Here is a 16,727-nt window from a genome sequence, read left to right on the forward strand (position 1 = left end):
GGATAATGCCAAACTATAAAGATTTACCACAAGAACTAACAAGAACAAGGACAAATGAAGCTGTTTCAGAACTTGTTGATTTGAAGGTTCACACGGCAACAGATATTGAAGCCCAAGAAGTTTCCAAAGAGCAAGCTAAAGATATGTATAAAACCATGTGGGATATTCGTAATTTTGAGGAAAATGCTAGACGTTTCTTTGCAGCGGGGCAAATTCCTGGTTTTGTTCATTTGTATGCAGGTGAAGAAGCCGTAGCCGCAGGAGTCTGTGCCAATTTAACGGATAAAGACTATATTACCAGTACCCACCGTGGGCATGGTCATTGTGTGGCCAAGGGTGGTGACCTTAAGGGCATGATGGCTGAAATTTTTGGCAAAGAGACGGGTCTTGGCAAAGGTAAGGGTGGCTCCATGCACATTGCTGATTTGGACAAGGGAATCCTTGGTGCCAATGGTATGGTTGGTGGCGGTTTTGGTCTGGCAACTGGAGCTGCTATGCGTAATAAGTATCTTAAGACTGATGATGTTGCTGTTTGTTTCTTTGGAGATGGTGCCGCTAATGAAGGCCTTTTCCATGAATGTTTAAATATGGCTTCTATTTGGAAATTGCCTGTTGTTTTTGTCAATGAAAATAACCTGTTTGCTGAATCAACACCACAATGGTATTCATCAGCATCAGCTACCATTGCCGAAAGGGCATTGGCTTATGATATGCCTGGTGTTCGTGTTAATGGGAAAGATCTCTTTGCCGTCTATCAAGTGGCTAAAGAAGCTGTTGAACGTGCTAGATCTGGTCAAGGGCCAACTTTGATTGAAGCTGTTACTTACCGTGATCATGGTCACTTTGAAGGGGATGAACAAAAATATAAAGCTCCAGACGGAGAAGAAAAAGACTGGGCAGATGTTGATCCACTAGAAGTTTTCCGCAATTATACTATTGAACATGAGCTATTGACAGAAGAAGAATTGGATGAAATATTAGAAGAATCAAAGAAAGATGTTGATGATGCCATTAAATATGCTCAAGACAGTCCAATTCCTAAAGCAGAATCACTACTTGAAGATGTATTTGCTGAGTAAAGGAGGTTAGAAATGGCTAGAGAACTATTATTTATGAAAGCAATTAATGAAGCGCTTGATATGGCAATGGCCAAAGATGACAAAATTATTTTACTTGGTGAAGATATTGCAGGTGGTGTTAAGGTTAAACATTTAGAAGAGCAAAACGAAGAAGCCTGGGGCGGTGTTATGGGGGTTACCAGCGGTTTAATGGCTAAATACAGTCGTGATCGTGTTATTGACACCCCTCTTTCAGAACATGGTTACATGTCAGCTTCTGTTGGGATGGCTTTGACGGGATTGCATCCTGTGCCAGAATTGATGTTCAATGACTTTATTGGTTTTTGTTTTGATGCTTTGATTGGCCAAGGGTCGAAAATGCGTTATATGTTTGGTGGCAAGGCAAAAGTGCCGATGACCGTTCGTACCATGCATGGTGCAGGCGCTTCAGCTGCTGCACAGCACTCAGGATCTTACTATGGCATCTTTGGTTCAATCCCAGGAATTAAGGTAGTTGTTCCAGCGACACCTTATGATGCCAAGGGTCTGCTTCTTTCTGCTCTTGAAGATGATAATATTGTTATCTTTTCAGAAGATAAGACGTTGTATGGCTTTAAAGGTGAAGTGCCAGAGGATTATTATACCGTTCCGATTGGAAAGGCAGCCGTCCGTCGTGAAGGTAATGATTTAACCATTGTAACTATTGGTAAAATGCTCTATGTGGCTTATGAAGTAGCAGATCGTTTGGCTAAGGATGGCATTTCTGTTGAAGTCATTGATCTTAGAACAGTTGCACCTTGGGATCAAGAAACCGTTCTAAATTCTGTGAAAAAGACAGGACGCTTGATTGTGATTGATGAATCAAACCCACATAATAATACAGCGACAGATATTGCTTCTGTTGTTAATGATAAGGCATTCGATTATCTAGATGGCCCAATTAAATGTGTTTGTGCACCAAATGTACCTGTTCCGTTTGCCATCAATCTTGAACAACTATACATCCCTAATGCAGACCGTGTCATTGAAGCAGCAGCTGAATTGATTGACGACTTGAAAGCATAGAAGGGGGGATAATATGGCTACAGAAATCGTGATGCCTAAATTAGGTTTAACCATGACAGAAGGGCTAATTAACCAATGGCTCGTTAAAGAAGGCGACACAGTTGCAGCTGGCGATCCCGTGTTGGAAATTAGTTCTGAAAAGTTAACAAGTGAAGTTGAAGCTCCAGAAGCTGGTGTTATTTTAAAAATAGTTAAGGGAGAAGGTGAGACTGTTCCTTGTAAACAAATCATTGCTTGGATTGGTCAAGAAGGTGAGGCTGTTCCTGACGCTGCAGGTGACGCTCCAGAAGTAGATACAGAAGCTGAAAGTGAAGTTGCTTCAGCAGGGCAAACAGTAGTTCCAGAAGAAAGCAGGACTGTTTCAGCAGCACCCGTTGCTGAAAAGCATGAAGACGGACGGATTTTTATCACACCGCTGGCCCGAAAGATTGCCAAGGAAAAAGGGCTAGACATTACTTATATCAAAGGAACAGGCGGTAACGGACGTATCACACGCCGTGACGTTGAAGCCTTTAATCCTGCTAGTATTCCTACAGCTGAACCTGTAACGGCTTTAGATGCTCCAACAAATGTAAACTATGGTGTTGGTTTAACAGGTATACGCAAAGTCATTGCTGAGCGCATGATGAGTAGTATCCATTCTAGTGCTCAATTAACGCTTCATCGAAAGGCAGATGTTACGCCTTTAATGGCTTTCAGGCAAGATATAAAAACTAAGGTTAATGCACCGCTTGAAAACGGGGAAATTGGCATTACAACCTTATTGACCAAAGCGGTAACGAAGGCTTTGAAAGATTATCCTGAAGCGAATGCTTGGTATGCAGGCGGTCAATATGAAGAAAAAGAAGATATTCATATTGGTATGGCAACTGCTTTGAGTGATGGTTTGGTCGTTCCTGTTATTCGTCATGCTGATAAATTAACGCTGTCAGATTTGGGACGAACTATTAAAGAAGAAGCAGAACAAGCACGTAAAGGAACTCTGGATCCATCCTTGTATTCAGGTTCCACATTCTCTATTACCAATCTAGGTGCTCAAGGCATTGAATACTTTACACCGATTTTGAATGCACCTGAAGTTGCTATCTTAGGTGTTGGGGCTATCCAGAAAGCTTTGACTCTTGATGAGAATGGTCAAGTAGCTGAAAAACAATTTTTACCACTTAGTTTGACCTTTGACCATCAAGTCTTAGATGGTGCACCAGCAGCTGAATTTTTAGGAGCTGTTATCTCCTACTTGGAAGATGCTTATAGTCTGGTATTCTAATAAGCAGAAGTAAAAGAGAAAGGGAAAATTTAATTGATTTTCCCTTTCTCTTTTTGAGATTAAATATTACGCGTTATTTGAGCTACTTTATGCAATAATTTCTGGCGCTCGTCATCAGATATTTTTTCGATACTGGTTAATTCAGTTAATTTCACTGGTGAGATAGCACAAGGTTTTAGAATTTGCTTTTTCAAGACTTTACCATAGTCTTGGACGAAAGGCATAGCAAAAGATGGTGTGTTGTGAGTCGTGATGATCCAAGCAGATTTTCCTTGTAAATGCCCTTCAAGACCAACTTTTTTATAAGAATAAGCAAAGTCAGCTACAAAGACTCGGTCAATAAAGCCTTTGAGTATAGCCGGCATACCGCTCCACCAGATAGGAAAGATGAAGATCAGATGATCTGCCCAAGTAACTAAGTCGCGGTATTTCTCCATTTCAGCAACCTTAGCCAAATCACGTCGTTTATGAGTTTCATTAAATTGCAAAACGGGGTCGAAATGCTCAGCGTACAAATCTAAAGTACTAACAGTGTGTTCTTTGGAAAGATTTGTTTGAACTTGTTTGAGAATTTCAGCATTAAAACTAGTTGGATTTGGATGTGTGTAAACAATTAAAATTTTCATGTTTGTTCTCCTTTAATGTAAATATCAAGCATATGATTAATAGTCGTGTGGATAGCTTGATTATCAAGGTCGCGCCCAATGGGACTGTTGGCTAGAACAGCAAGACCTGAGATAAAACTCCAGAAGTGAAAAAGTGTCTCAGCTTCACTATTAGTGAAGCTCTCCTCTTTACGGAGATCGAAAACAATACGTTTAAATTTATCAAACCCCGGTAAGTCAGAATCCAGTACAATAGTCTCCTGAGTAATTTTCATATACTTAAAGGGAAATTTAATAAAGAGGGCTTCAAAGAAATAAGGATAACGTTTAGTAAAAGTAATGAGATTAAATCCCATTTGAGCGAGCTGATCTCGAGCAGAAACTTTTTGATCAATCCCTTGAGCTATTTCCTGATTGAGAAAAGTCGAAAGTCGTGTCAAGACAACTCTCAGATAATCTTCCTTACTCTTAAAGTGGCGGTAAGGAGTCCCATGAGTGACGCCGCAGTTTTTAGCAATAGTTCTAAGAGAGAGCTGATCAAGGCCATTTTTTTTGATTTCTTCAACTCCTGTTTGAATGAGCTTTTCTTTCAGTTGAGCTGTATTGCGCTTCATTGTTTTCCTCCGAAAGTAGACATTGTCTACCTTGTTTATAAGTATACATCGTCTACTTTATTTTGTCAAACCTCTACTGCAAAAGTGACGTGATACAATAATCGGCTGATACTGCTTACTGCATAATAGGATTTCTAAGCAACTATTGGAGTGAACCATTCCTTTCCTTTGAGACTTTTTTTGATAGTCATCTTAGGCAGTATCGCTCTCTAAGCTTGATTGTGGTTATCTTTAGAGGTCACTAATTCTTTATATATTAATGACGTAACGCTTGGCTGGCAGTTCTTGCGTCTTAATTTTTAGCTTCAAACCTTTAAAGGTTCGCTAGTTCACTGGTCTATTAAAGTATCTCTTGCTTTTGTAAGTGATAACTCTAGCAGTTTGAGGAACTGTCGGAGTTACTTGATCCCATGAACGGATTGGACAATCTTATATTAAGCGACATCATTAGCACCTCTGATTGGGGTATAGAGTTCTGAAGATTTTACATATCACTGAAAAAAGATGTGATATAATAAAACTATGTCTAAAAAACCTACGTCAGCCTATGTGCATATTCCTTTTTGTACACAGATTTGCTATTATTGCGATTTTTCAAAAGTTTTTATTAAGAATCAGCCTGTAGATGCTTATTTGGAGGCCCTGATTAAGGAGTTTAATGATTACTATCAGATTAAGGACTTGCAAACCCTCTATATTGGCGGCGGTACACCAACAGCCATTTCTGGGGAGCAATTGGATTACCTGCTGACTAATCTGTCGAAAAATCTCAATCTTAATATGTTGGAAGAATTTACCATTGAAGCAAATCCGGGAGATTTGACACCGGATAAAGTAGCAGTGTTGAAGCAATCAGCTGTTAATCGTGTTTCTTTAGGTGTACAGACTTTTAATAATAAGCATCTGAAACAAATTGGACGCGGACATAATGAAGCTCAGATTTATGAAAGTATTGACAGTTTAAAAAGTGCTGGTTTTGATAATATTTCTATTGACTTGATTTATGCCCTGCCCAATCAAACCATAACTGATGTCAAAGAAAATGTAGCTAAAGCGCTGGCCTTGGATATTCCGCATCTGAGCCTTTACAGTTTGATTTTGGAACATCATACGGTTTTTATGAATAAAATGCGACGCGGGAAACTCAATCTGCCAGCAGAAGATTTGGAGGCGGAAATGTTTGACTATATCATTTCTGAAATGGAAGATCATGGTTTTGAGCATTATGAAATTTCTAACTTTACCAAGCCTGGTTTTGAAAGCCGTCACAATCTGATGTATTGGAACAATGCTGAGTATTTTGGCTGCGGTGCAGGGGCTTCGGGCTATGTTGATGGTATCCGCTATCGTAACCGCGGGCCTATCCAGCATTATTTGAAAGCTATTAAGGAAAAGAGACAGGCTCGCTTTCAAGAAGAAAGGTTAAGTCAATCGGAGAAAATGGAAGAAGAACTCTTTTTGGGTTTGCGAAAGAAATCGGGGATTTCAATTCAGCGATTTGAAGACAAATTTGGTTTGCCTTTAATGGAAGTTTATGGTCAGGCTATTGATGACTTAGAGAAGGATGGTCTGATTTTAGTGGAAAAAGATTGTATTAGGATGAGTAAAAAAGGTCTCTTTTTGGGAGATACTGTTGCTGAGAAATTTATTTTGGAGCAGAAATAATCATGGGGAAAAAATTTAAAACACGTTATCAAATACCTTTTTATGAAAGTGATGTCAATCATAATGTTAAGCTGCCTCACATTTTGTCAGTTGCCTTACAGATTGCTAGCGATCAGTCTGTTAGTTTAGGTTTGGGAGATGAGCGCATTTTTAAAGATTATAATTTAGTCTGGGTTGTCTCAGAACACGAGGTGACCATTGACCGCTTACCACGTTTTAATGAAATTGTGGAGATTGAAACAGAGCCAATTTCATACAATCGTTATTTTTGTTATCGTGAGTTTCGCATTTACGATCAAAATGGTGAAAAGCTTGTAGATATTTTTTCAACCTTTGTTCTTATGGATTATGATACACGCAGGGTGCATGATGTCCCAGAAGATTTGGTTGCTCCTTATGAGTCTGAGAAAATCAGAAAAATTTTAAGGGGGCCAAAGTATAAAGCTTTGGAAAAAGCGACTGACACGCTTTATCATGTTCGATATTTTGACCTTGATATTAATGGACATGTCAACAACAGCCGTTATCTTGAATGGATGTATGATGTCCTTGATTTTAATTTTTTAAAAGCATATACTCCGAAAAAAATTAACCTCAAGTATGTCAAAGAGGTGCAATATGGCAGTGACATTGAATCACGTTTGGAACAAGATGGCTTAATCACCAAGCATGAGATTACTTCAAACGGGTACGTTAATGCACAAGCCATTACGCAGTGGGAAAAAATATAACTAGATGATGGAGCTAAGCCATGCAAGAGAAGAAATGGTTAGATTGGCTAATTCGTTTGCAGTCATTGGCACAAGCGGGTCTGGCCTATGGTAAGGATAAATATGATATTGAGCGATTTGAAGAGATTCGAGATCTCTCTGTGCAAATGCTAACGGCTCTTTCTGATTTGCCAGCTCAAAAAGTTGAAAATCTCTTTGCTAGTGAGACTGGCTATCAAACACCAAAGATTGATACCCGTGCCGCTATTTTTAAAGAAAATAAAATCCTGCTCGTCCAAGAGGCCAATGGCACTTGGGCGTTGCCGGGAGGGTGGTGCGATGTTGATCAGTCTGTCAAGGAAAATACTATCAAAGAAGTTAAGGAAGAAGCAGGTTTAAATGTTGTCTTAGATAAAGTAATAGCAGTACAAGATAGAGATAAACATAACCAACCGCCTTATGCTTATAAAATTTGTAAAATTTTTTCACTCTGTTATGCAACTGGTGGCGCTTTTACTAAAAATCTTGAGACCATTGCTAGTGACTATTTTGAACGAGATCAATTGCCAACATTAGCTCAAGCTAAGACCAATGAAGACCAAATTCAAATGTGCTTTGCCGCTTATGAAAATGATGATTGGAAAACTGTAATAGATTAAAGGAGTTAGGATTAATGACATACAAGGGTTACCTTATTGACCTTGATGGGACCATCTATAAAGGAAAAGACAGAATTCCTGCTGGAGAAGATTTTGTTAAACGATTGCAGGAAAGACAGTTTCCCTATATTTTAGTGACTAATAATACAACACGTACGCCCGAAATGGTTCAAGAAATGCTAGCAACCTCTTTTAATATCAAAACGCCACTTGAAACTATTTACACAGCGACCTTAGCGACTATTGATTATATGAACGATATGAAACGTGGGAAAACAGCTTATGTCATTGGTGAAACAGGACTTAAAAAGGCTGTTGCTGAAGCGGGGTATCGTGAAGATAGTGAGAATCCTGCTTATGTAGTGGTTGGTTTAGATACGAATTTGACTTATGAAAAGCTAACTCTGGCGACTTTGGCCATTCAAAAAGGGGCTGTTTTTATTGGAACAAATCCTGATCTCAATATTCCAACAGAGCGCGGCTTATTGCCGGGAGCGGGGGCTATTTTATTTCTTTTGGAAAAAGCAACACGTGTTAAGCCTATTATTATTGGTAAGCCTGAAGCTGTTATCATGAATAAAGCTTTAGATCGTCTGGGCGTCAAACGCCATGAAGCGATAATGGTTGGCGATAATTATCTGACAGATATTACTGCTGGCATTAAAAATGATATTGCAACGCTTTTGGTGACGACAGGTTTCACCAAACCAGAAGAAGTACCTGCTTTGCCAATTCAGCCAGATTTTGTTTTATCCAGTCTTGCGGAGTGGGATTTCGATGAAAGATAAGTTTCACTTTATTTTTAGCCTTCTTTTTTTGCTGGCTTTTTCAGTTCTTGCCACCATTTATTTAGTCTGGCTTTTTTATCCTTTAGAGATATCTTTGTTGGGTTTGGAAAAAGTGGTTTATATGAAAAGCGGTCAGATTCAGGATAATTTCAATCGTTTAATGCTTTATTTGACCAGTCCTTTTCATTGGCAGCTGGTTATGCCTGATTTTCCTTCTTCCAAAGATGGTTTGCACCATTTTGAGCAAGTAAAATGGCTTTTTCATTTAGCACAAATCTGTTTTCTTTTAACCCTGCCTAGTTTTCTTTTTTTTATGAAAAATGTCGTTCAAAAAGGCTATGGTGTCTTGTATCAACGATCTCTAAAGTTTACAGCACTTATCCCTCTTATTTTGACTCTAATCGCTGTGGGAATAGGTTTTGATAGTTTTTTCACACTTTTTCATCAAGTCCTTTTTGCAGGGGATGATACTTGGCTTTTTAACCCAAACACAGACTCTGTTATCTATATTTTGCCTGAAGCCTTCTTTTTACACTGCTTTTTGCTTTTTCTGATTCTTTATGAGGTTTCATTTTGCAGCCTTTTGTGGCAGATTAGAAGGAAAAACAAAGAGAACAGAGGCAGTACAGAAGAGACAAAACGGTTCTAATAACTGGTTTGTTTTCTTTTTTTACGTTTTTCCTTTGCAGTTTTAGCAGTAAAATTCTAAAATAATAGTTATTATCTTGTTGCTAGGAGTTAAGAATGTTAGAGTTAAAGCATATTACTAAAGTATATGAAACTGCGGGTATTAAGCGAATGGCTTTGGAAAATGTTAGTGTCAACTTTCGTGCCAATGAATTTGTTGCGGTTTTAGGGCAGTCCGGCTCAGGGAAAACGACCTTGCTTAATATTATTGGCGGTTTGGATCAATACACGACTGGTGATTTATTAATCAACGGAAAATCGACCAAAGATTTTAAAGACAAAGACTGGGACAGCTATCGCAATAATACTATTGGTTTTGTTTTTCAGTCTTATAATCTCATTTCGCATCAAACAGCGCTGGCTAATGTTGAATTAGCCCTAACCCTATCAGGTGTTTCAAAAGCTGAACGCCGAAAACGTGCTTTGGATGCTTTGAAGCGGGTTGGTTTGGAAGATGAGATTAATAAAAAGCCCAACCAAATGTCAGGTGGTCAGATGCAGCGGGTTGCGATTGCGCGTGCCTTAGTTAATAATCCTGATATCTTACTGGCTGATGAACCAACAGGGGCTTTAGACTCAGAAACATCCTTGCAGATTATGGATTTGCTAAAGGAAATTGCTCAAGAGCGTTTAGTCATTATGGTAACTCATAATCCCGATTTAGCAGAAAAATATTCTAATCGCATTATCAAGGTTCTTGATGGTCATATTATTAATGACAGCAATCCATATACTGACGATGAGATCAGAAAAGCAACTGTTGATTTTAAAAAGACTAAAATGTCTTTTACAACAGCTCTTTCGCTTTCTTTTAATAATTTATTGACCAAGAAGGGACGAACCTTGCTAACTGCCTTTGCAGGATCTATTGGGATCATTGGGATTGCTTTGATCTTATCGCTGTCAAATGGTGTGCAAAAATATATTGCTAAAACGCAAGAAGATACGCTGGTTGCTTATCCTTTATCTATCGAAAAGTCTTCCAATAAAAATTTTATCGGACTTCTTGCAGCTAATAGTAATGAAAACAAGAAGTCTGATAAGAAAAAGACAAACAAGAAGATTGGAACCAATAGTATCCTAAAGAATATGATTTCAACGCAGGTCGTTGATAATGATTTGGCTTCATTTAAAACTTATATCAAAAAACATCAAAAGAAATTTGCTGCTGTTACCAAAGATATTCAGTATTCTTATAAAATAACACCTCGAATTTATCAGTCTGATACTTCAAAGGGAGTCAAAGCTGTCAATCCTAATACTTTAAGCAAAGATCTGAAAGATACCAGCACAAGTATTCAAACAGTCGTTTCTAACCTTGATATTTGGCAAGAATTATCTTCTAATGAAAAAATGCTGTCTTCACAATATCAAGTTATTTCAGGGCATTTGCCAAAGCAATATAATGAAGTTGTGCTTATGGCTGATGAAAACAACAAAATTGATGATTATGTTCTTTACAGTTTGGGAATTAAGGATGCCAAGCAATTAAATAGCAAAACGATTAAAAAAGTCAAAACCAGCAGTTACCATTATAAAGATTTGATTGGCAGAACTTACAAGCTCGTTATCAATTCTGATCTTTACCAAAAAGAAGGTAATGCTTGGATTGATCGTTCTGATAATGATGCTTACATGAAGCAAGTCATCAATGCTGCTGAAAATATTAAGATTGTTGGTATTGTCAAACCACAAGAAGGAACAACAAGCGAAAGTTCCAGTGCCGGTGTTGGTTACAGCCATGATTTAACTGATTATCTTGCTAAAAAAATCAAGAGCAGCACTATTGCCAAAGAGCAGCTGGCTAATAAGAAATTGAATGTCTTTACCGGTCAATCCTTTTCAAGCGGTAACAAAACTTTCTCCTCAGACAATTTGAGTGTTCAGCAGCAAGCTAGTATGGCTTCGATGTCAGCTGAAGAATTAGCTGATTATGTCAATCGTTACAATGAAAATGCCAATGCAACTTATAAAGATAACTTGGAAAAAATTGGTATCATTGATAACAATAATCCAGAAACCATCCATTTTTATGCCTCTTCTTTCAAAGATAAGGAAGCTCTGAAGGATTTAATCAGTGATTATAATAAAAAAGTCAAAAGGGATAAGCATAAGTCTAGAGTAATTCGTTATACAGATACAGTTGGTTTGATGATGTCATCAGTAACAACAATGATTAATGCCGTCACCTATATTTTAATTGGTTTTGTTGCTATTTCCTTGATTGTATCGTCTATTATGATTGGTATTATTACCTATATCTCTGTTTTAGAACGCACCAAGGAAATTGGTGTTTTGCGTGCTATGGGGGCTTCTAAGAAGGATGTAACCCGTATCTTTACAGCAGAGACCATTATTGAAGGTGCTATCGCTGGAGTACTTGGAATCTTGATTACCCTTTTACTAAATATTGCGATTACACTTATTGTGAAAAATTGGCTGAATATCAATCATATCTCTTCCCTACCTATTTGGTCAGCAATTGTTCTCATTGCTATTTCTATCGTACTCACCGTCTTTGCAGGTATTCTGCCATCACGTGTAGCAGCTAAAAAAGATCCCGTCGAAGCCTTACGGACAGAATAAAGACAAAAGCGAAACAAAAAGATAATAATTGTTTCGCTTTTTTATGCACCATTATCTAATAAGTCCTTTTAAAAGACTCAATTAAAAATAGTTAAAGTTTGTTTTAAAAGGATGATAAAAATTTTAATGGCAAGCATTTTCCATATTTTAACTTTTAATTTTAAATTTATGAAACTTACGTTCTTTGGTTGAAGAACGTATAAAGATATTCCAATATAGCCAAAAGAGCAAAGCCCCAGCCACACATTGCTAAAACTGATGCAGCCGTTTTATTTCCTAAAAGATTAGCAACAAAATTAACAACTGAAGGAGAAAGAAAGGCACCTAGATTGATTCCCATTAGGATAACTGAAGTTGTCAATGTTCCACCCTCTTTGGGGCCAACCTGTGCTGCTCGGAGAAAAGCTTGTGGAAAAACCCAACCAAAGAAAATTCCAGCAATAATAACTCCCAAAACAACCATAGCTGCATTACTGGCACTGGCAACAATGAAGAAGCCCATAGCTATACCTGTCAATGAGATGGGTAGCATAAAATTACCAACGCGCTTACTTAATTTTCCAAAGGCAATAGCTGAAAACATAGATGACAGCCCTAATACTGCAAGAATAGAAGAGGCTGCTGAAGCAGAAATGAGGCCAGTTTCCGCTCCAAAAAGTGCCATCTTAATGGTCATCATCATAAACATGCCAAAGATAATGAGAAAAAGCAAGGCCAAGAGAAGGATATGTCCATTAATAGAATCCGCCAATTTTGGTCTTTCTTTTTTAATAGTTGGTTGATCGTCAGGAATAACAACAAAAGCGCCGAAGAGAATAAGCGGAATAAGAGCAATAAAATATCCCATAAAGGCAACTTTCCAACCAGCTAATACCAAGGCTCCTAATAAGAAACCAAAACCAGCATTTCCAAGATTTTGACCAGTATTTTGAAATCCTAACATATCGGATAATTCTTGGTCTTTATAAAAACGATACATTAAACTAACTGAAAAAGGATTAAATAAACCAATTCCACAGCCCATAAGGAAACGTAAGAAGACAATAGCATAATAATTAGGAATAAAAGAAGGTAAAACACCACCTAAAAGGTACATCAACAAACCAGCCATAATAGTACGTTTAATACCAAATTTATTAGCAATCGTATCTGCAAAGAGAATGAGCAGAAGCACTCCGAAATTTGGAAGAGTTGAAATCATCTCAATTTCTGCTGTTGACTGTTGAGTAAAAGTCTTTTGCAACAGATTATTGGCAATAGAAATCGAAGGAGCTGTCATGGCTAGAATGGATAGAGACAAGACTGAAATTTTAAAAAACCAAGAGCTTGGACTGAGATTTTTTTGATTCATGAGAGCCTCCTAATTGTATTTTTTAATATCGTTAGCGGCAGCTAGACCAGCTAAACGTCCAGATGTCCATGAGAAGCCTGAAGCTAAACCTTCATAAGCAGGATAATTGCGAGGGGCATAATAACCACCAGCATTAGCTCCGCCAGTATAAAGTCCAGAAATTGCTTTCATATAAGCATCAAGAACGCGAAGATCTTTATCAACACGGACACCGCCAACTGTTCCTAAATAAACCACTTGAGCGATAAAAGCATAAAATGGTCCCTTCTTGACATCATATTTAAGTGATGATGCAGATTTACTGAATATTTCATCGTTTTGGCTTGCAATGGCCTTGTTGTATTCTGCCACGGTTGCCTTAAAAGCGATAGGATCCATTCCGGAATTCTGAGCTAGCTCTTCAAGACTGTCTCCTTTAAAAGCGATGCCTTGTTGGACTGCTTGCTCAGCTAAGCTTACAAAATCTCCCTTAGCCTGAGAAGCACCCGGTCCGGATTTGGAAATAGTAAGCAGTGGCTGCTTCGTATAACTTTCAAGTGTTGCTGTGTCCATGACATAGTAATATTTACTACCTACACCATAGGCAGCGTTGGACCATTGAACCGTATCATAAACGACATCTTCATTGGTAAAACGAGAACCATTTGGATCTACCCAAAGCAAGGGTGAAAGCAAAAGTTGTGTTAGAGGTGAATCATTAAAGCCTGCTAATTGCTTGCCTTTGGTTTCTTGGGTAACAGTGGATTGAGCCATTTGCGCTGCATGAATAAGAGCTGATCCATCAATATTAACTCCTCCAGCAGCTTCCATAGCTGACAAGCCTTCTCCCATATTAGGAACACCTAAAGTGCGAAGATTTAAAGTTCGCATAACCTTGGCTACACGTCTTTTATCACCGCCAAAGCCACCTGTAGTAATAATGCTAGCTTTAGCATGCACTGTCATACTTTCTCCTGCATCATTGAGAGCTTTCAAACCACGGACATGTCCATTAGAATCTTGAAGGAGTTCCGTCATTCTGACACCAAAGATAAAGGTGACTCCCATTGCTTCCAACGATTTTTGAATTTGCAGATAACTAGAGTCCTTATTCATATACATGTGATAAGAACCACCTTGGTAATCATTACCAAAATGTGCAAATTGAGTAGAATTCTTAGTTGGATTGAGCTTAATTTCCATTCCCAATTTTTCAATTTCCTCTAAAGTTTCTTTAGCATGTTCGATGATGTTTTTTAACAAAGCACCATTACTTAGAAAATGATTATGTTCTTGCAGTTGTCTGATGGCTTCTTGCGTAGAAAGCTTTAAACCTGCAGCGTTTTGCTCTTTAGTGTTAATGGCAAAAAAACCTGAGGAAATTCTAGTATTCCCACCAATTTGTTTTAATTTTTCGAGAACCAAGACTTTAAGTCCATTTTGAGCGGCAGCATGAGCAGCAGCTAAACCAGCACCGCCAGCTCCAGCAACGACGACATCAACTTTGTATTCTTTTTCCATATGACAGTTCCTCGCATTTTTAATTTATGTTATAATTATAAGTGAAAAACATCACATTTGAAAAGCCTTACAAATATCTTAAAAAATGACTTTTTATGACTTTTAGATGGGAGGTTTGCTTAGTATGGTCCGTTTTATTTCAAATACCTTATCGCAAACTCTAAATGAACCCTTTCAGCAATCTCATAAATCTTGCAAACATCTTTATATTTTGGAAATTCTTTCGCAGGTGGTTATTGTTTCAGACCAAAAACAAGTCCCTTTACAACCTTATGATATTATCCTCGCTCAATCTTTTAATCACTTGCAGATAGACTCTCTAGATAGAAATCCCATTTTACTGCGTTTATATAGTCTTGATTTTGACCTACCGTCACCGCTCAATCAATATACTGTGGGCGACAATCCTCTCATTCATGATTTAATGAATGATCATACAAGTGAAGATGCTTATATTCTTTTTACAAATCTATCCGATTTAATTTGCCATGCCTATCTTGATGCCCTTGAAAAATTAGAAAATCTAAGAGACAATAATGATGAACAAGTCTATATTGATTTTCAAAGGCAAAAGCTAGCAGGTTTGTTATTTACGGAGCTCCTGCGTCAACATGATGCTAAAGTATCTAAATTTGCCTCTCGCTTTCCTTCAGTAAATGTTAAGTATGCTTCTAAGGATAGCCAATCAGGTGCTATTATGAAATACGTTTCAGATAATGTTCATCATATTAGCTTAAAAGAAGCGGCAGCTCATTTTTTTTATCAAGCCAATTATTTTTCAAGGCTCTGCCACGAGCTTTTTGGTATTTCTTTTAATCAATTAAAAACAACCATTCGTTTAGAAATTGCTAAAGAACAATTGCGACTGACAACTAAAAGTGTAGAAGAAATTAGCCAAGAATTAGGCTACAAAGCTGTTTCAAATTTTCATCGTAATTTTAAAAGTCAGACGGGCATGACACCAAATGATTATCGACAAGATAAACAATAGAAAGATACTTAAATAAAAGTTAAAAAAAGTCATTATATAAGATATGACTTTTTTTAATCGCAAGATGCATTTTTCTGTATAATAGAGATAGAATAATCAGAAAAAGAAAGGAACTATCGATGAAATTAGTTGCTATTGTTGGTTCTAATGCCTCCTTTTCCTATAATCGTTTATTGTTGCAATTTATTAAAGAGCGGTTCGGTCAAGCTTTTGCATTGGAGATTTTGGAAATTAAAGAGCTCCCTCTTTTCAATCAAGATAGTAGTGCTGCAGATTGTCCTCTTATTCAAAAGCTTAATGAAGATATCTTAAATGCAGATGGCATCATTATTGCGACAGCAGAGCACAATCAAACCATTACAGCCAGTTTAAAATCCATGCTTGAATGGTTATCTTACCAGCTTCATCCCTTTAAAAATAAACCTGTCATGATTGTCGGAGCTTCTTATTATAATCAGGGAACTTCTCATGCACAAGAGCACTTAAGGCAAATCCTAAATGCTCCCGGTCTTGATGCTTGGGTCATGCCCGGAAATGAATTTTTTCTAGGGAATGCCTCAGAAGTCTTTGATGAAAATAATCAAATAAAAGATGATGATACCGTTATTTATCTTGCGCAATGTTTACAACGTTTTATTCGCTATGTCACTGTTGTTCAGGAGTTAAAGGGAGATTCCATTCAACTTAGTGATGCAATTTCAGGAGCATCAGAATCAGTCCAAGAGGACTCTGCTACATCTGCTATGCTAGAAAAGCAATTGTCACTACAAAAGAAAGAGACCAATACTCCCTTTGAAAGAGCACTAGATAAAACTTATGGACCGGCTTTGAAAGATACACTTGAAGATCCATTTGATAAGGATTTAGATGCCCAATACAAAGCAATCAAAAAACAACCAATACCTTTTGAAAAAGCCTTAGACAATATCTTTGGAAAAGATTTAGGTATCGAAACAACCGATCCGCTGGATAATTTATTAAGATAAGAACAGTAAATGTCAGATTGATGAAATAGTTTATTTTAGACTGGTTTCATCAATTTTTTGATTTGATAAACTAAAAATTTTTAAACGTTTTTTCTTGAAATCGGACAAAGCTTAGTTACATTTTAAAAATACAGAAATATTTCTATATTTTTTCATTTATATTGTTAAAATATTTCGTAGATAGTGGTATAATAG

At 37.5% G+C, this 16,727-nt stretch carries 15 protein-coding genes; 11 read left to right on the top strand and 4 right to left on the bottom strand.

Going from position 1 to position 16,727, the window contains the following annotated elements; all coding sequences use genetic code 11:
* Positions 1-5 precede the first annotated feature (5 nt).
* The 3 genes from FNL60_RS03830 to FNL60_RS03840 are packed head-to-tail and all read left to right on the top strand — an operon-like array spanning position 6 to position 3,390.
* The gene (locus tag FNL60_RS03830; protein WP_002267204.1) at positions 6-1,079 is read left to right on the top strand and encodes a thiamine pyrophosphate-dependent dehydrogenase E1 component subunit alpha; all 1,074 of its coding nucleotides are present in this window, start codon (positions 6-8) and stop codon (positions 1,077-1,079) included.
* Positions 1,080-1,091: 12 nt separating this feature from the next.
* Positions 1,092-2,123, top strand: a complete 1,032-nt coding sequence (locus FNL60_RS03835; protein WP_002267205.1) for an alpha-ketoacid dehydrogenase subunit beta — start codon at positions 1,092-1,094, stop codon at positions 2,121-2,123.
* A gap of 13 nt (positions 2,124-2,136) precedes the next feature.
* Positions 2,137-3,390 (top strand): dihydrolipoamide acetyltransferase family protein, encoded by a 1,254-nt coding sequence (locus FNL60_RS03840; protein ID WP_002267206.1) that lies wholly within the window; start codon positions 2,137-2,139, stop codon positions 3,388-3,390.
* Between the two features lie 59 nt (positions 3,391-3,449).
* On the opposite strand, the gene mdaB is transcribed toward FNL60_RS03840, so the two are convergent.
* Together mdaB and FNL60_RS03850 are read right to left on the bottom strand one after the other, a co-directional pair.
* Positions 3,450-4,016 carry an NAD(P)H-dependent oxidoreductase MdaB gene (gene mdaB, locus FNL60_RS03845; protein WP_002263120.1) on the bottom strand — a complete coding sequence of 189 codons (567 nt, stop codon included), beginning with the start codon at positions 4,014-4,016 and terminating at the stop codon, positions 3,450-3,452.
* Positions 4,013-4,609 carry a TetR/AcrR family transcriptional regulator gene (locus tag FNL60_RS03850; RefSeq protein WP_002263121.1) on the bottom strand — a complete coding sequence of 199 codons (597 nt, stop codon included), beginning with the start codon at positions 4,607-4,609 and terminating at the stop codon, positions 4,013-4,015. The genes mdaB and FNL60_RS03850 overlap by 4 nt, the downstream gene beginning before the upstream one ends.
* 522 nt (positions 4,610-5,131) lie before the next feature.
* Between FNL60_RS03850 and hemW the strand changes: the two genes are divergently transcribed.
* The 6 genes from hemW (at position 5,132) to FNL60_RS03880 (ending at position 11,704) form a co-directional block, all read left to right on the top strand.
* Complete coding sequence (gene hemW / locus FNL60_RS03855) at positions 5,132-6,274, top strand: radical SAM family heme chaperone HemW (protein ID WP_002263888.1); 1,143 nt, start codon at positions 5,132-5,134, stop codon at positions 6,272-6,274.
* A gap of 2 nt (positions 6,275-6,276) precedes the next feature.
* Positions 6,277-7,005: an acyl-ACP thioesterase domain-containing protein gene (locus FNL60_RS03860; protein WP_002263557.1), complete on the top strand. Its 729-nt coding sequence runs from the start codon at positions 6,277-6,279 to the stop codon at positions 7,003-7,005.
* A 20-nt stretch (positions 7,006-7,025) separates the two neighbouring features.
* Positions 7,026-7,643 (top strand): NUDIX hydrolase N-terminal domain-containing protein, encoded by a 618-nt coding sequence (locus FNL60_RS03865; protein ID WP_002280224.1) that lies wholly within the window; start codon positions 7,026-7,028, stop codon positions 7,641-7,643.
* A 14-nt stretch (positions 7,644-7,657) separates the two neighbouring features.
* The gene (locus tag FNL60_RS03870; RefSeq protein ID WP_002280225.1) at positions 7,658-8,431 is read left to right on the top strand and encodes a TIGR01457 family HAD-type hydrolase; all 774 of its coding nucleotides are present in this window, start codon (positions 7,658-7,660) and stop codon (positions 8,429-8,431) included.
* On the top strand, positions 8,421-9,080 hold the full coding sequence (locus tag FNL60_RS03875) for a TIGR01906 family membrane protein (protein ID WP_002278602.1): 660 nt from the start codon (positions 8,421-8,423) through the stop codon (positions 9,078-9,080). Before FNL60_RS03870 ends, FNL60_RS03875 begins: the two co-directional genes overlap by 11 nt.
* A gap of 95 nt (positions 9,081-9,175) precedes the next feature.
* The gene (locus FNL60_RS03880) at positions 9,176-11,704 is read left to right on the top strand and encodes an ABC transporter ATP-binding protein/permease (protein ID WP_002280226.1); all 2,529 of its coding nucleotides are present in this window, start codon (positions 9,176-9,178) and stop codon (positions 11,702-11,704) included.
* A 175-nt stretch (positions 11,705-11,879) separates the two neighbouring features.
* Here the strand turns inward: FNL60_RS03880 and FNL60_RS03885 are convergent, their stop codons facing one another.
* Positions 11,880-13,055 carry an MFS transporter gene (locus FNL60_RS03885; RefSeq protein WP_002279852.1) on the bottom strand — a complete coding sequence of 392 codons (1,176 nt, stop codon included), beginning with the start codon at positions 13,053-13,055 and terminating at the stop codon, positions 11,880-11,882.
* A 9-nt stretch (positions 13,056-13,064) separates the two neighbouring features.
* Entirely contained in the window at positions 13,065-14,555 is a 1,491-nt protein-coding gene (locus tag FNL60_RS03890) for an FAD-dependent oxidoreductase (RefSeq protein WP_002280227.1), read from the bottom strand.
* 124 nt (positions 14,556-14,679) lie between these two features.
* Here FNL60_RS03890 and FNL60_RS03895 point away from each other — a divergent pair, with 124 nt between their 5' ends.
* Entirely contained in the window at positions 14,680-15,546 is an 867-nt protein-coding gene (locus tag FNL60_RS03895) for a helix-turn-helix transcriptional regulator (RefSeq protein ID WP_002280228.1), read from the top strand.
* Positions 15,547-15,665: 119 nt separating this feature from the next.
* Positions 15,666-16,532 carry an NADPH-dependent oxidoreductase gene (locus FNL60_RS03900; protein ID WP_002280229.1) on the top strand — a complete coding sequence of 289 codons (867 nt, stop codon included), beginning with the start codon at positions 15,666-15,668 and terminating at the stop codon, positions 16,530-16,532.
* The last annotated feature ends 195 nt before the right edge of the window (positions 16,533-16,727 follow it).

Origin of the sequence: Streptococcus mutans, assembly GCF_006739205.1 — a bacterium.
Lineage (GTDB): Bacteria > Bacillota > Bacilli > Lactobacillales > Streptococcaceae > Streptococcus > Streptococcus mutans.

Coding starts and splice junctions, on each gene's coding strand:
- FNL60_RS03830 (WP_002267204.1), top strand. CDS start 6: ATGCCAAACTATAAAGATTTACCACAAGAACTAACAAGAACAAGGACA.
- FNL60_RS03835 (WP_002267205.1), top strand. CDS start 1,092: ATGGCTAGAGAACTATTATTTATGAAAGCAATTAATGAAGCGCTTGAT.
- FNL60_RS03840 (WP_002267206.1), top strand. CDS start 2,137: ATGGCTACAGAAATCGTGATGCCTAAATTAGGTTTAACCATGACAGAA.
- mdaB (WP_002263120.1), bottom strand. CDS start 4,016: ATGAAAATTTTAATTGTTTACACACATCCAAATCCAACTAGTTTTAAT.
- FNL60_RS03850 (WP_002263121.1), bottom strand. CDS start 4,609: ATGAAGCGCAATACAGCTCAACTGAAAGAAAAGCTCATTCAAACAGGA.
- hemW (WP_002263888.1), top strand. CDS start 5,132: ATGTCTAAAAAACCTACGTCAGCCTATGTGCATATTCCTTTTTGTACA.
- FNL60_RS03860 (WP_002263557.1), top strand. CDS start 6,277: ATGGGGAAAAAATTTAAAACACGTTATCAAATACCTTTTTATGAAAGT.
- FNL60_RS03865 (WP_002280224.1), top strand. CDS start 7,026: ATGCAAGAGAAGAAATGGTTAGATTGGCTAATTCGTTTGCAGTCATTG.
- FNL60_RS03870 (WP_002280225.1), top strand. CDS start 7,658: ATGACATACAAGGGTTACCTTATTGACCTTGATGGGACCATCTATAAA.
- FNL60_RS03875 (WP_002278602.1), top strand. CDS start 8,421: ATGAAAGATAAGTTTCACTTTATTTTTAGCCTTCTTTTTTTGCTGGCT.
- FNL60_RS03880 (WP_002280226.1), top strand. CDS start 9,176: ATGTTAGAGTTAAAGCATATTACTAAAGTATATGAAACTGCGGGTATT.
- FNL60_RS03885 (WP_002279852.1), bottom strand. CDS start 13,055: ATGAATCAAAAAAATCTCAGTCCAAGCTCTTGGTTTTTTAAAATTTCA.
- FNL60_RS03890 (WP_002280227.1), bottom strand. CDS start 14,555: ATGGAAAAAGAATACAAAGTTGATGTCGTCGTTGCTGGAGCTGGCGGT.
- FNL60_RS03895 (WP_002280228.1), top strand. CDS start 14,680: ATGGTCCGTTTTATTTCAAATACCTTATCGCAAACTCTAAATGAACCC.
- FNL60_RS03900 (WP_002280229.1), top strand. CDS start 15,666: ATGAAATTAGTTGCTATTGTTGGTTCTAATGCCTCCTTTTCCTATAAT.